A 14208-nucleotide genomic window follows, 5' to 3' on the forward strand; every position below is an offset into this window, starting at 1 on the left:
CTATATTTTATAAAAAACTGAAAAATGTATTCCAAAATAGTATACATGTATTAAAAAATATGATTTCATTCACATAAAACAGTATTTTTTTTAAAATAAAAAAATGAAATTACTAATAGCAATTTCATCAAAATAATTTTTAAATTAAGTTTATTTAACTTCAGTTTTTTTGAAGATGTGTCCTTCAGAATCAACATCAATAAATTCATCAATTCCTTTGATTCTATCCATATGACGCCCACCTTCAAATGTTTCATTTTCATATGCTTCAATAATTTTTTCGGCTTCTTCAATTGTATGAATACGGCCACCAAAACATAAAACATTTGCATTATTATGTTGTTTTGCTAATGCTCCATCTTTAACAGTTGAAACACTAGCAGCAACAATTCCTTCATGACGATTTAGTGCATATGATATTCCTAAACCTGTTCCACAAACACCGATACCGTAGAAAACTTCGTTTTCAGTACCTTTATTTTTTTGAATGTAGTTAGCTAATTTATGACCGTATGTTGCATATGAAGATGAAATACTTTCGCTATCATTTCCTACATCAACAGTTTCATAACCCCGTTTTTGTAGATATTTAATAATTTCTGTTTTCAGTTTATAACCAGCGTGGTCGCTGCCTAAAGCAATAATTTTTTTAGCCATTATTTGACTCCTTTAATATCGTTTGACATCTTTAATTATATGGCAAATAATTCGTAAATGACATTAAAAAACAGCCGTTTTTAGGCTGTTTATAATTTTTATTTAAGTGCTTTAAGTCTAGCGCTTTTACCACTTTTATTACGGATGTAGTAAAGTCTTTTACGGCGAACTTTATTACGTCTTACAACTTCGATTGAACTTATAATAGGTGAATTTAATGGGAATGTTCTTTCAACACCAATTCCTCCACCAACACCAACTGAAACTTTTCTTACTGTAAAAGTTGCACTTGTACCTTTACCAGCACCACTTTTTGTAATAACTAAACCTTCAAAAACCTGAATACGTTGTTTATCTCCATCACGGATTAAAACATTAACACGTACAACATCTCCTGTTTTAAATTCAGGTAGATCTTGTCTAATTTGACTTTTTTCAACTAATTCAATTAATTTATTTCTCATTTTTTAGCCTTTCATACTTTAGATATAAATCTGGACGATTTTTCTTTGTTTTTGCAATTTGACTTTCTAATCTTGCTTGCTCAATTTTTTGGTGATTACCACTGATATATACTTCTGGCACTAAATGACCTTCAAAATCACGTGGCCTAGTATATTGCTCATAATCTAATAAGTGATTATTGAAACTTTCATACTCACTGCTTTCTTGCTTAATCACATCAGGTATAAGTCTGATGTAAGCATCTGCCATTACCATTGAAGGTAATTCTCCACCAGTGAGAACAAAATCACCAATTGAAATTTCTTCATCTACATAATTTAATAAACGTTCATCAAAGCCTTCATAACGTCCTGAAATAAAGGTTATTTGCTGATGTTTATCAACTCATTCTTGAACCATTTGCTGTGTAAAGATTTTTCCTTGTGGAGAAACTAAGACAATAAAATTTTCTTTTGTTTTAAGACTTCTTAGTCCTTTAACAATTGGCTCTAGTTGTAACAACATACCTTTGCCACCACCGTAGATTTCATCATCTACTTTCTTTTGCTTAGTTTCAACAAAATTTCTTCAGTCAATTACATTAATTTCAATTAAATTTTTTTGTATTGCTTTTGCAATAATGCTTTCACTAATAAATGGATTGTAATAATTAGGGAAGAGCGTAAAAAAATTTATTTTTTTCATATTTTAAGACTATTTCTGAATTGTTGATTTTTGTTTTGAAGATGCAAATTCTTCTCAAACTTTTTGTTCTCTTAAAAGTCTTTTAACAGTATCTGAAGGTTGCACACCTTTTTTTAGTCATTCAAGAATAACTTCTTTTTTCAGATTAAGTTCTTTTCTATGTGGGTTGTATTGTCCAACTTCGTCGATAAAACGACCATCACGTGGTGAACGAGAGTCGGCAACAACGATTTTGTAAAATGCATTGAATTTTGATCCGACTCTTTTTAAACGGATTTTTACCATTTTGCTCCTTTGTTAAGTTATAGATATTTAAAAAATAACTTTTCTATAATACACTAAAATCTAAGAGTTAAGTAAAAATACTTTACACTTTATTTTGGTTTTTTTAGAGTCCATTTCAAATAGTTTTTACTAGTAAAAACCTTAACTAAAATCAGGTTGTTTTTCTAATAAGCCCCAAAAACCTGCATTTTGGTACAAAAAATTGGCAAATTCTGCAAAGAGTATGAAAAAAACGCCTATTTGCTAATATTTAGTAAGATAGTTACTTTTAAATTTATAATTAAGTTCTATTTAATTAAATATATTTGAAAGGAAAAATATGACACCACATATTAACGCCAAACAAGGCGAAATTGCCAAATATGTATTAATGCCAGGAGACCCCTTAAGAGCAAAATACATGGCAGAAAAATTTTTAAAAGATTATAAATTAGTAAACACAGTACGTAACATGTTTATGTATACAGGAACTTATAAGGGTAAAGAAATTACTATAGCAGCTTCAGGTATGGGTAATGCTTCAATTGGAATTTACTCTCATGAGTTATATGCTAACTATGGCGTAGAAGCTATTATTAGGGTAGGTTCAGCAGGTTCTTATAAAAAAGATCTAAAACTTTATGATGTTGTTCTAGCTAAAGAAGCGTTTACTGATAACACTAGTTTTGGAAAAATTATTGCAAATATTGATGCTAATAAGTTTTATGCTGATCAAGAACTTAATAATAAGATCAAAAAATCAGCATCTAATTTAGGAACTAAAATCCATGAAGAAGTTGTTCATTCTTCTGATGTATTTTATGCAGTTAGAGATCTAGAAGAAACTATTAAATTAACTAATGCAGCATGTGTTGAAATGGAAAGTTCAGCTTTATTTGTCGTAGCCCAAAAACTAGGAAAAAAAGCAGCTTGTTTATTGACAATCAGTGATAACTTAATTACTCATGAAGAAACTTCAGCAGAAGAACGCCAAACTGCGTTTTCAAAAATGATTGAAGTTGCATTAGAGGCTTTTAGTGTTTAATGTTGTTGATTTAATTGAAAAAAAATATCAAAAACAAGCACATACTAAAGCAGAAATTGAATACCTAGTTAATGGTTTTGTTAATGGCGAAATCAAAGACTATCAAATGGCAGCTTGATTAATGGCTGTTAGATTCAATGATTTAAATGACCAAGAACTAGCAGATTTAACGCTAGCAATGATGCATAGCGGCGAGATCATGGATTTATCAGATGTTGAAGGTATTAAAGTTGATAAACACTCTACTGGTGGAGTTGGCGATAAAATTAGTTTAATTTTAGGACCAATTCTAGCAGCTAATGATGTTGTTGTTGCTAAAATGTCAGGCCGAGGTTTAGGTCATACAGGTGGCACAATTGATAAACTAGAATCGATTAAAGGTTTAAAAACTGAAATTAACCAAGAAGATTTCATTAAGCAATTACATGAAATTAAACTAGCAATTATTGGACAAAATCCTAAATTAGTACCGGCTGATAAATATATGTATGCTCTGCGTGATGTAACATCAACAGTTAATTCAATTGCTCTAATCGCTAGCTCAATTATGTCTAAAAAACTAGCAACTGGTAGCGATGTGATTTTACTAGATATTAAAGTTGGTAAAGGTGCTTTTATGAAAAATCAAGCACAAGCTGAAGAACTTGCTAAACGCATGATTCAAATTGGTAAACTGCTTAAAAAAGAAGTTAGAGTCGAATTAACTAATATGGATAGACCTTTGGGAAGATCAATTGGTAATAAAAATGAAGTGCTTGAAGCGATTAATACCTTAAAAGGTAAAGGTGTTCATGACATTAATACAGTTGTTTATTCTTCCGCAGGTCAATTATTATTAATGGCTAAAAAAGTTGATTCTTTAACTGATGGAATTTCCTTAGCTCAAAAAGTTATTTATAATGGTTCAGCCTTAAAAGCCTTAGAAAAAATGATCAAGGCTCAAGGTGGAGACTGAGATTTAATTAATTCTAAAAATTGATGAAATCCAGTTCATAAATTGGAAGTAAAAGCCGATAAAAGTGGTTTTTTAGTAATTAATGATGCTTTAGCATTTGGACTACTTGCAGTTGATTTAGGAGCAGGTCGCCATAAAAAAGAAGATGCTTTAGATTTTGAAGCAGGAATTGAACTTAATAAAAAAACTAATGAAGTTGTTCATCAGGGAGATGTTTTATTCACACTATATTCATCTTCAGAAATTAATCCTGAAGTTGTAAAACGAATTGAAAATGCTTACACAATTGAACAAAAACAATCACCATCTGCATTAATTTTAAAATCAATGAAATAAAAACAAAAAAGAATAAAGAAAATCAGGCACAAGCCTGATTTTTAATTTATAACGTATATTAATTTGAACTTCTGTGTGAAAGATTTAATTTTTTCAATTCTTCTAAAATTAATTCTTCAGTTGTAGGAACAACAGGAGCTGGTTCTGGTTGAGGTTTTCTTGATTCTCTTCAGTTAACGATTAAGAAGTAACCAACTAACATTAAGAAGATAAAGAATGCAACAACAACAAAGTTGATTAATGCACCGATGAATTGGTCAACACGAATTGATCCTGTTCCACCATCACTAACAATTGATCCGAAACGTAATCCTGATGAAAGATCTGCACCTGAAGCAGCAACTGCTTCATTAATTGCTCCCATGATAATCCCGTTAGCTAATGCACCAACTAGAGCACCAAATACTGTTCCTAATAAAAGTCCAATAGCCAACATGAACATGTTACCGCGTTTAATAACGGCTAATGACTGGCTTGACGCTTTTTTAAATTTATTTTTCATACGAAAGTAATCTTAGCACATAAAAAGGCTTATAAAAAAATATTTTTTAATTTTTTTTACAGTTTTTTCTGAAAAAGTGATTCAGTTTTTTTAAAATTAGCCAAAAAGCCGTTTTTTGGGTTGTTTTGGTTAATTTTAACTATTATTTGGTGTTAATAAAAAATCCAACTAAGCAAAATTTTTATTGGCTTTACTATATTTTTGAAAAAAATTTTTAAAATTTTTGATTTGCTCTCTAAAAAATTTCATTTGTAGATAACCAAAAGTTCATATATCATAAACAATTTTTAGGTTGTATAGATTAAAAGTAAATAAAAAATCCAATTTGATTACAAATTGGATTAGTAGTTAAATTAAACTATGAACGCTAGAAATTCTAATAAGAATGTCTCGCATTTTAGTTTTTAAAATTTTAAGTTTTAGATTTTTATTCATCATCGGAAAATTAATTCATAATGAATATTGTCACTTCGAAAGTTCTTTATAAATTTCTAATTTAATTTTATCTTGCGGTGCTTTAGATAAAATTTTTCCAATTCTTTTTTCAGTTCGTAGTTGTAGTCTTCTTATAAAAACACTACCTCTATTTTTATGTTTTGAACCAGGTGTTACTTCTAGTAATTCATTAGTTGAATTAGGAAGGTTACTGAATTTAAACAGTTCATTAAAGTCAACTCTAATTGGTGCAGCTTTTTTGCTTTTTACTCTAGCTAATAATTTTAATGTTATTAAACCAGCAAGGATATTAACACCATTCAAAGCTGTTCCTAATATTGCCAGAACAAAATATCAAAAACTGACTGCTGAGTTAAATCTTTCTAATGTTTCTTGAGAAACTTGATTTCGGTCCTGTAATATTGTTGAAAGCGAAACAAGTGCAGAAATTGACCAAAAAAGAGAAGCACTTATAATTAAAGCAAGGACAAATATTTTTCAATAAATTGAAAAATGTGGTTCATAGTTGCTTGCTTTTGATGCATCTAAAAAGTTTAAAGATAAACCTGTTTTTTTAGATACATTTTTACTTGAACGTGGAACATAGAAAAACCAATAAAGTAAGTAAGCAATTAAATGAAGTGCGAATAAAATAATAAAAGGTATAACAAAAACATAGTTTATTACTTGTGAAGAAATATAGATATTTAAAAACATTACCTTCCTTTCGTTTGTAAGTATTATACTTTATTATTTATTAGCATTTTTTAAAGTATTCAGTTTTTTTAAATTCAATTAGAATCTTTTTTAAAACATGATGTACTAGTTTAAGTCTCGCTTGGTTATTAATGTAATGTCAACTATTTGCTCATGTAAAATTTATTAAATCAGAAATTATTTCATAAATTTGATTGCATTCTTTATGAATTATTTCGATTTGGATAGCATTTATGATCCTTTTAGTAAAACGTTTTAATCAAAGGAAATGATCAAAACGCTTTAGTAAACGGATTGAACTAATTAAACCCCATAAGAGACTGGGGTCATTACTTGTGTTTGAGTTAAATGAAGTTACAAAATGCCTCAATTCAAAAATGGTTCATGAATAATCTTTTTCTGATTTAATACTATTCAAAAGTTTTTTATATCTAATGAATCCAAATGCCATTAATAAAAGATAATACGAAAAACTAACAGTTGTAACTGAAGAAGAAATTATAATACCCCTAATAAGAACAATAGTGGGATTCTCTGAAAGAGCAATTAAACTTGGTTCAGCAATTTTGTGTATACTTGCAAAAGCTATTCATAAATACAAAATTGCAGTTGCTGATGGATATATGTTTAATTTTAGATAAGAATAAAAACTTTGCTTAATAAAAGTTCTTTTTCCTAAATCTAAAAAAGAACTTTTTAGATCCAATAAGTCCTTCATTTTATCGTGCGAAGTTTTCATATATGAAAACCAAAATCATAAATGGATTAAAAGTAAAATTAAAGACAAAAAAATTAAAGGGATTATAATAAGCACAATATTTTGAATCAAAGTGAAGTAACTAATATTATTCATATTTTTCTGTGTTTATTTTACAAAAAAAATTCATTATAAAGATGATTTCTATTAGATTTGATGACTTTTTTAATATCTTCTAATAATGAAAGAAGCATTTTTACTGTTAGAGCATACCCTGCAATTTTAAGATATTCTTCGGATATTTTATTAGCAGGCTTAGTCATAATGTTTGTAAAAATACCAATAGCAGATGAAGCGTCTTGAACTAACTGGTCTGCAATTGCATCTAAATATCCAAATGTGTTTATCACAATTTCTAATTCAAAATTAGCAACATCAAACAAGTGTTCTTGTATTCTGTTGAGAATATTATCACTATTTTTATTTGTTTCAGTTATTATTGTATAAAGAACTACACCTATTGTAATTATTAATGGATTAATTAAAATAATAGCAGCAGTTATAAGTCCTGTATATATTGTTTGTAACTTATTTGTTGATTCTCTTAGTTCATTAATTTGTTTTTTTAATTTATTGTGTAGATGCTTAGCATTTTCTTTTATGCTATAAGAACCGTCACCACTAATTAAATTTCCAAATCTATCTCTCATTTTGAAATCAATGAATTCAGGATAAGATCTCTTTTTTCTAGATTTTAAACTATTATTCGAAATTATTTTTTTGGCATTTTCTAGATTTTCTTGAATATTGTTTTTATCGACTTTGACACCTTTATCTTCGATTATTTGTAGAACTTGAGATAAGTCAAGATTTTCATTTATTAGTTTTTTTGAAGTTTGATGCATTACAGTTTTAATAACTTTTTCTTGTTCTGGTGATAATTTATTATTAACGATCATTTTTAAAACTGTTTGATATTCATCTTCAATATTTTCTTTAATAGTTTCAAATGTTACTTCTTGAGCAGTGTTTGATATCTTAGATTCAGGAGTTTGTTGAAATGGTGAAAGTGCTACAGTTGATATAATGCTGGCTAATGAACCAACTGATCCTAGTATCATTAATGATTTTAAAATTTTTGATTTGTTTACTTTTTTCATAAAGTACCTTCCTATATTTTGTAATCAATAAATTTATTTTTTGAATTAAATATTAGTTAATTCAAAAAATGCTTGGTGTTTGTAAAATAAATACGAACACCAAACACATTTTATTAAAATTGCAAAATTGTTAAAAAATAAAAATTTGATAAATTTATAGTTAAGTATTTTCGTTTTTAAGAGTAGAATTTAGGGCAATAAAAAAATCTGCTTCACATAAGCAGATATAATTTTTTGGAACTTTTAATTTAAGGATTAGCCACGCAATTTGTGAAATGGTGGCTCCGGCAGGAATCGAACCAGCGACACACGGAGCTTCAATCCGTTGCTCTACCTACTGAGCTACAGAGCCATGGCGGTCTAGACGGGAATTGAACCCGCGATCTTCTCCGTGACAGGGAGACGTATTAAACCACTTTACCACTAGACCATGGTTGCGGAGATAGGATTCGAACCTATGACCTTCGGATTATGAGCCCGACGAGCTGCCAACTGCTCCACTCCGCGATATATTATTAATTTTTTGGTGATAGATTGTTCTATCAAATGGCGGGCAATGAGGGATTTGAACCCCCGCGGGACGTTAATCCCCTGTCAGTTTTCAAGACTGATCCCTTCAGCCACTTGGGTAATTGCCCATTATGGTGGATCTAGCAGGACTCGAACCAGCAACTGACCGGTTATGAGCCGGTTACTCTAACCATTGAGTTATAGATCCGTGCACTATTTAGATGTCATTACATTTGGTAGCGCCGATGAGAGTCGAACTCATGACCTTCCGGGTATGAACCGGATGCTCTAACCAGCTGAGCTACAGCGCCAAATTGGTGGAGAGGAAGGGAGTCGAACCCTCTACCTCCTGCGTGCAAGGCAGGCGCTCTAGCCAGGTGAGCTACCCCCCCAAAAAATGGTGAAGAAGAAAGGATTTGAACCTTCGACCGCTTGGTCCCAAACCAAGTGCTCTGCCAAGCTGAGCTACTTCTCCACTAATACTTATATTTATTCTGGTTTATGTTTATAAGCATTATAAATTATATAGATTTTTGTTGAAAATTTTAAAAAATTCTTAACAAGTTTTAAAGAGCACTTTGCATTAATTAAACAACGCTTTTTTATTCTATAATGTTTTTTAAATTTTTAAATAAAAAAATTTAAAAAGTATTTTACAAGATTTTTACTTGCTAAAAGTCTCGACTACTTCAGGTGAATTCATGACTAAAAATTCTGACAGTATCACCTTCTTTAATGCCTTCTTTAGTTAATTGATCTCAAATTCCCATATTTTTTAAGATTAAATTAAATCTTCTTCAATTATCATCAGTTGTTAAAGGGATACGGTTATATCAATATTCAACTTTTGAACCACTAATATCATAATCACCATCAAAGTTTTTCTTGATTTCATAATCAGGTACATAACTAACATCTAAAACAGCATTAACTTCTGTTTTAAAGACAACTTCTTCTAAAGTTGTTAGTTTAGTAGCGATTTTACCTTTTAACTTATTAATATCACGGTTATATAAAGCAGCAATTTCTACTATTTCTAAATCAGGAAATTTTTGTTTAAAAATTTCAAGATTTTGCTTAAAACTTTCTAAGTCACTTTTGTTAGCGATCACTATTTCACCACGTTTAAGTAGTTCTTGATCATATTGAGCAAGTTCGTTTCTAATTAGTAAATAATCATTAATAGGATCTTTATCTGAACTACCAAAATCAATTACGTGAGCAATTAAACGACATCTTTCAATGTGTTGTAAGAAGTTTAAACCTAAACCTTTACCTTCGCTAGCTCCTTTAATCAGCCCTGGCAAATCAGCCACAACAAAAGAAGCATCATCATATTTAACCATTCCTAATTGAGGCACTAAAGTAGTAAAAGCATAATCAGAAATTTTGGCTTTTGCATTACTAATTTGAGAAAGGATTGTACTTTTACCTGCGTTAGGTAAGCCTACAAAACCTACATCTGCTAGTACTTTTAAAACTAGATGTAGTTTTTTGCTTTCCCCATCTAGACCTAGTTCATTTAAACGTGGTGCTTTATTCTTGGCAGTTTTAAATTTTGCATTACCACGACCACCACGACCACCTTTAGCTATTAAATAAGGAAAATCACTGTCAATTACATCAGCAATTAAATTATCATTTTCATCGTAAACAACAGTACCTAGTGGAACTTTGATGTAAGTATCTTCACCACGAGCACCGTATAAATTTTTAGGTCCACCGTTAACACCATCATTACCTTTAATATGTTTTAGATAGTATAAATGCAATAAAGTGTTTTTACCTTTATCAGCGATAAAGTAAATATCGCCACCATCACCACCATCACCTCCTGAAGGTCCACCTTTATCAACGTGTGCTTCACGGCGAAAGGCGATCATACCATCTCCACCTTTTCCTGCTTTTACATCAATTTTTACTGAATCAATAAATTTCATGAATATCCTTAAATTTTTATATGTTTATCTATTATAAATAGTTTTTAAATTACTAGTATAAAACTAGTTGGCAATTGTTGCACTAATTTTATTGATCTTTTTAGAGAAAACAAAATAGAAAATAACAATTGGTAAAAGTGATAAAACTGCCCCAGCAGCGACTACATTTTGTAAGTTTAAATTAGCTGAAATTGAACCTGATAGTCTAAATCAAATTGCTAAAACTTTGACTTCACTACCTGCCAAAATAATGCTTGGTCAGATGAAGGAATTTAAACTAAAAATAATTGAAAAGAAAATACTTATTCAAATTGATGATTTTAAATTAGGTAAATAAATTACTCTAATTCGATTAAATCATGATAGATTATCTAACTTTGCCATTGCCTTTTTTTGTGCTTCAATTGATTGAAATGCTTGTACAAAAATTAAAGTAATAAAGATAGAAAAAAGGTTAGGAAAAATTAGTGCATTTAAAACATTCATCCCAGTTGATCAATTAAATTCAGTTGCCTGATATAAGAAACCAATGTGCAAAGTTATTTCAGGAATTGAAGCAAAAACAATAAAAAAAGTAAACACTATATTTCTAATTTTTTTGCTTAAAAGTGTTAGTCCATATGCACCTAAAATTAAAATAATTAATCTTAAAAAAACAACAATTGCTACGAAGATAAAACTGTATAAAAAAGCACTTAAATATCCATTATTAAATGCTTGAATATAAGCATCAAAAGAAAAATTATTACTTACAAAAGACGCTTCATTTGATGTTGCTTGAGCATTAGTAAAAAATGAAAAAGCAATTAAATAATAAATTGGAAATATTACAAAAATAGACACAACTATTATTATTAAAATTTTTAACAAAGTAAAAAGTTGAGTGTAATGAAAACGATAAGACTTAATATAATTAAGTAAGTTGTTATAACTATTTGAAATATTATTTTTAATATTTTCAGGCTTTAAATTATTCTTAATTTTTTTGCTTCATGAATTTAAGTTTTCAAACATTTTTAATACCTCCATTCTTAATAATTTTGACACTAAATTTTACAGTGAAATAGAAACTAACTATACCTATTAAATATAAAATTGTGAAGATAGAACCGACTGCAGCTTTTGCATAGTCTGGACCAGTTGTCAATCAATAATAAATATAATTAGCAAGTGTTGAAGCATCATATAAAAGTATTCCTGATGGGTCTTTAAAAATTGCATCTGGAAATAAAAATACTGCTTCAAGCATATTTAAATAAATAAGCATAATTAAAGTTTTTCTGATTTCAGGATAATATAAATGTTTTCATTTATTAATAAAATTCAGGTTATCTAATTTTACCATTGCAATTTTTTGTTCACTAATTTTAGCTAATGAAAAATATATAAAAATAAAATTAAAACTGAACAATCTTCATGCTAAAAAAATACTTAAAGTTAGTAAAGAAGTAAATCCTTGTGAATCATCACTAAATCTAATATTTGTATTAAAGATTTGATTAAAAACATTTTTATCAACATCAAATAAAAATATAAATGACATCCCAATTGCATATATGGAAACAAAGAATTGTGAAAAATAAGTAGTCGTAATTAGTTTCTTTAATCACTTTATTTTTAATGAATTAATTAAGAATGCAAATCATAAAGAAAATAATAGAGTGATTGGCATAGTTATGAAAAGTAAGAAATTACTATTTCTAAAACTGATTAAAAATAATCGTTCATTTGCAACGGTTGTAAAATTTTCTGTACCTAACGAAAACTGCGAGAAAATCAGGCTATTCTTCACTTTAAAAGCTTCGCCAATGGCAAACGCAAAAGGTAAAATAATAAAAACAATAACTAATAAGATTGCAGGCAAAAGAAATAAAAAACCTTTTAAATTATTTTTCATGATTGACCAGTTCTCCACTCTGTTTATCAAATATCAGTATTTTAGTTTTATCTAATTCAACTGATACACGTTCAGATTTTAAAAAGTTTTTAGTTGTTATAACTTCCAAAATATTTTTGCCGTTACTAATTTCAATTACATAATAATTACCATTTGTAAAATTATTTAAGACACTTCATTGACTCTGTTTATCTTCAGTAATTTTTATATGATTACCCCGAATATAATAATCATATTTTTCATCACTTTTTAGATAATTAATTTCTGGATTACCTACAAATTTTGCGATTGCTAAATTATTTGGTTTTTCAAAAAAATCATTAGGTTGAGAAAATTGTTTTACCTCACCATCTTTTAAAAAGATAACTTTATCACTAAGCCACATTGCATCATCTTGATCATGGGTGACAAATAAAGTTGTAATTTTTAATTTATTTTGAATCTCTTTTACTCATGATCTAATTAAAATTTTTACCTTATAATCAAGCGAAGAAAAAGGCTCATCTAAGATTAATAAATCTGGGTTTTTACTAATCGCTTTTGCTATAGCAACTCGTTGTTTTTGACCACCACTTAAAGCAGATGCTTTTTTATTTAAAAGATCATCTATTTCTAATTGTTTTGCACTATTTGAAACTTGTTCTTTAATGTCTTTTATTAGGTCAAACTCCTTCTTATTTAAACGTAATGTTTTAATGATTTTTCTAAGTAATAAAGATAATTTTAAATTAATAATTTTTAATTGAAAATTCTTAATTGTAATTAAAGAAATTTGATTTCTTAGTGATTTAAATTCGGCATTAAAAGCATCCATATTTGAGTCGCTTTTTTGTTGCTTTAAAATAATTTTTATTTTATTAATATGCCATTGAATATTTCACATCAAACTACTTTTAACAGTTAGAAAAATATTTTTATAAACAGTTAAATCATTATATAAAGAATAATTTTGAAAAACGAAACCAATGTTATGAACATTGTTAAAATTTATTTTTCCAGATGTTGGTTCTAGTATTGATGCAATTGAATTTAGCAAGGTACTTTTACCTGAACCAGATGGACCTAAAATAGAAATGAATTCACCTTTAAAAATTTCAAAATTTATGTCTTTTAAAATATGTTTTTTATCTAGGTTAATATTTAAACTACTTACTTTTAAAGTGGGTAAATGATGGTCATGATAAGGAATTTCAGTGAAAACAAAAGTCTCATTTTCTTGATTGAATTTTAATAAAATATCGGGGTTAAAATATTCCTTATTACGATTAAAATCTTCTTCGTTTTTAAAATAATTTAATAAATGATTTTGAAAATTATTATCTATTTGATTCGCATAAAAAGTTTCGATATGAAGATTTGAAAAATTTTCAAAAACGTTATTTTCAAAAGTATTTTCTGAACTTGCAACCAAAATCTTTTGATTTGAAGTAATTTTTTTGGGACTTGAAATATTATTTTCAAGGTCGTGTATTTTTCATGTTTTTACTAAATCAAAATTTGAAAATTTAATAACTATATTTTTATATTCATTATTTAAGAAATTAGTAATTTTATAAAATAAAAAAGGTCTTGAATTATCTATAAGAAAAAATAATTCTCCATCTCAAGGTGCATAAAATTCTTCTGTATTTTTTAAAAAAAGATCGATCCCCTTATTAAAAATTACTTCATTTTTACTTAAATGAAATACTTCTTGATAGTTAATAATTGCATAGTCAACATTTCATGTTTTTGCAATATTTTTAGGATAAGTAAAATATGAATCCTTATTTTTATCTTCGAAAACAAAATTTATTTTTTGTAATTTTGTAATATCTTTATTAATAAATTTATTGTAGTTATTGTCTTTTTTATGCATTTGTTTTTTTATTTTACACTAAAGCACAATCTTTTTATCTATTAAGAAAAAAAGCAAAATGTTGTTTTTTTGATTTTTAATAATTT

Annotated in this window: 14 protein-coding genes and 8 tRNA genes; 2 read left to right on the forward strand and 20 right to left on the reverse strand. The window is 28.1% G+C overall.

The window, feature by feature from the left end:
• Positions 1 to 150: 150 nt before the first annotated feature.
• From CJJ23_RS00640 to rpsP, 4 genes are all read right to left on the reverse strand, one after another.
• Positions 151 to 657: an RpiB/LacA/LacB family sugar-phosphate isomerase gene (locus CJJ23_RS00640; RefSeq protein ID WP_095334491.1), complete on the reverse strand. Its 507-nt coding sequence runs from the start codon at positions 655 to 657 to the stop codon at positions 151 to 153.
• A gap of 98 nt (positions 658 to 755) precedes the next feature.
• Complete coding sequence (rplS, locus tag CJJ23_RS00645; RefSeq protein ID WP_084232426.1) at positions 756 to 1121, reverse strand: 50S ribosomal protein L19; 366 nt, start codon at positions 1119 to 1121, stop codon at positions 756 to 758.
• Entirely contained in the window at positions 1111 to 1806 is a 696-nt protein-coding gene (gene trmD, locus CJJ23_RS00650; protein ID WP_095334492.1) for a tRNA (guanosine(37)-N1)-methyltransferase TrmD, read from the reverse strand. Before trmD ends, rplS begins: the two co-directional genes overlap by 11 nt.
• Positions 1807 to 1815: 9 nt before the next feature.
• Complete coding sequence (rpsP, locus tag CJJ23_RS00655; RefSeq protein WP_084232424.1) at positions 1816 to 2091, reverse strand: 30S ribosomal protein S16; 276 nt, start codon at positions 2089 to 2091, stop codon at positions 1816 to 1818.
• Between the two features lie 319 nt (positions 2092 to 2410).
• On the opposite strand from rpsP, the gene deoD reads away from it, so the two are divergent.
• On the forward strand, positions 2411 to 3115 hold the full coding sequence (gene deoD, locus CJJ23_RS00660; RefSeq protein ID WP_095334493.1) for a purine-nucleoside phosphorylase: 705 nt from the start codon (positions 2411 to 2413) through the stop codon (positions 3113 to 3115).
• Positions 3108 to 4406 carry a thymidine phosphorylase gene (locus tag CJJ23_RS00665; RefSeq protein WP_095334494.1) on the forward strand — a complete coding sequence of 433 codons (1299 nt, stop codon included), beginning with the start codon at positions 3108 to 3110 and terminating at the stop codon, positions 4404 to 4406. Before deoD ends, CJJ23_RS00665 begins: the two co-directional genes overlap by 8 nt.
• A gap of 58 nt (positions 4407 to 4464) precedes the next feature.
• Here CJJ23_RS00665 and CJJ23_RS00670 read toward each other — a convergent pair whose 3' ends face one another.
• The 16 genes from CJJ23_RS00670 to CJJ23_RS00745 all read right to left on the reverse strand — a co-directional run bounded on the left by CJJ23_RS00670 (position 4465) and on the right by CJJ23_RS00745 (position 14122).
• On the reverse strand, positions 4465 to 4908 hold the full coding sequence (locus CJJ23_RS00670; protein WP_095334495.1) for an MscL family protein: 444 nt from the start codon (positions 4906 to 4908) through the stop codon (positions 4465 to 4467).
• A gap of 348 nt (positions 4909 to 5256) precedes the next feature.
• Entirely contained in the window at positions 5257 to 6060 is an 804-nt protein-coding gene (locus tag CJJ23_RS00675) for a hypothetical protein (RefSeq protein WP_095334496.1), read from the reverse strand.
• A 40-nt stretch (positions 6061 to 6100) separates the two neighbouring features.
• Positions 6101 to 6799 carry a hypothetical protein gene (locus tag CJJ23_RS00680; protein WP_143823597.1) on the reverse strand — a complete coding sequence of 233 codons (699 nt, stop codon included), beginning with the start codon at positions 6797 to 6799 and terminating at the stop codon, positions 6101 to 6103.
• A 131-nt stretch (positions 6800 to 6930) separates the two neighbouring features.
• Positions 6931 to 7917, reverse strand: a complete 987-nt coding sequence (locus CJJ23_RS00685) for a hypothetical protein (protein ID WP_095334498.1) — start codon at positions 7915 to 7917, stop codon at positions 6931 to 6933.
• Between the two features lie 276 nt (positions 7918 to 8193).
• Positions 8194 to 8269 (reverse strand) — tRNA-Phe (locus CJJ23_RS00690).
• Between the two features lies 1 nt (position 8270).
• Positions 8271 to 8347, reverse strand: a tRNA-Asp gene (locus CJJ23_RS00695).
• Between the two features lies 1 nt (position 8348).
• A tRNA-Met gene (locus tag CJJ23_RS00700) sits at positions 8349 to 8424 on the reverse strand.
• Positions 8425 to 8464: 40 nt separating this feature from the next.
• Positions 8465 to 8555, reverse strand: a tRNA-Ser gene (locus tag CJJ23_RS00705).
• A gap of 4 nt (positions 8556 to 8559) precedes the next feature.
• Positions 8560 to 8635 (reverse strand) — tRNA-Ile (locus CJJ23_RS00710).
• A 26-nt stretch (positions 8636 to 8661) separates the two neighbouring features.
• A tRNA-Met gene (locus CJJ23_RS00715) sits at positions 8662 to 8738 on the reverse strand.
• A 4-nt stretch (positions 8739 to 8742) separates the two neighbouring features.
• Positions 8743 to 8819: transfer RNA gene (locus tag CJJ23_RS00720), tRNA-Ala, on the reverse strand.
• Positions 8820 to 8825: 6 nt separating this feature from the next.
• Positions 8826 to 8902 (reverse strand) — tRNA-Pro (locus tag CJJ23_RS00725).
• Positions 8903 to 9098: 196 nt separating this feature from the next.
• Positions 9099 to 10367, reverse strand: coding sequence for a GTPase ObgE (gene obgE / locus CJJ23_RS00730; protein ID WP_095334499.1), 1269 nt, complete (start codon positions 10365 to 10367; stop codon positions 9099 to 9101).
• A gap of 63 nt (positions 10368 to 10430) precedes the next feature.
• Positions 10431 to 11381, reverse strand: a complete 951-nt coding sequence (locus CJJ23_RS00735) for an ABC transporter permease subunit (protein WP_095334500.1) — start codon at positions 11379 to 11381, stop codon at positions 10431 to 10433.
• Positions 11344 to 12264 carry a carbohydrate ABC transporter permease gene (locus tag CJJ23_RS00740; protein WP_095334501.1) on the reverse strand — a complete coding sequence of 307 codons (921 nt, stop codon included), beginning with the start codon at positions 12262 to 12264 and terminating at the stop codon, positions 11344 to 11346. Before CJJ23_RS00740 ends, CJJ23_RS00735 begins: the two co-directional genes overlap by 38 nt.
• Complete coding sequence (locus tag CJJ23_RS00745; protein WP_095334502.1) at positions 12254 to 14122, reverse strand: ABC transporter ATP-binding protein; 1869 nt, start codon at positions 14120 to 14122, stop codon at positions 12254 to 12256. Before CJJ23_RS00745 ends, CJJ23_RS00740 begins: the two co-directional genes overlap by 11 nt.
• Between the last annotated feature and the right edge of the window lie 86 nt (positions 14123 to 14208).

The organism is Mycoplasmopsis agassizii (assembly GCF_002276225.1).
GTDB classification, from domain to species: domain Bacteria; phylum Bacillota_I; class Bacilli_A; order Mycoplasmatales; family Metamycoplasmataceae; genus Mycoplasmopsis_B; species Mycoplasmopsis_B agassizii_A.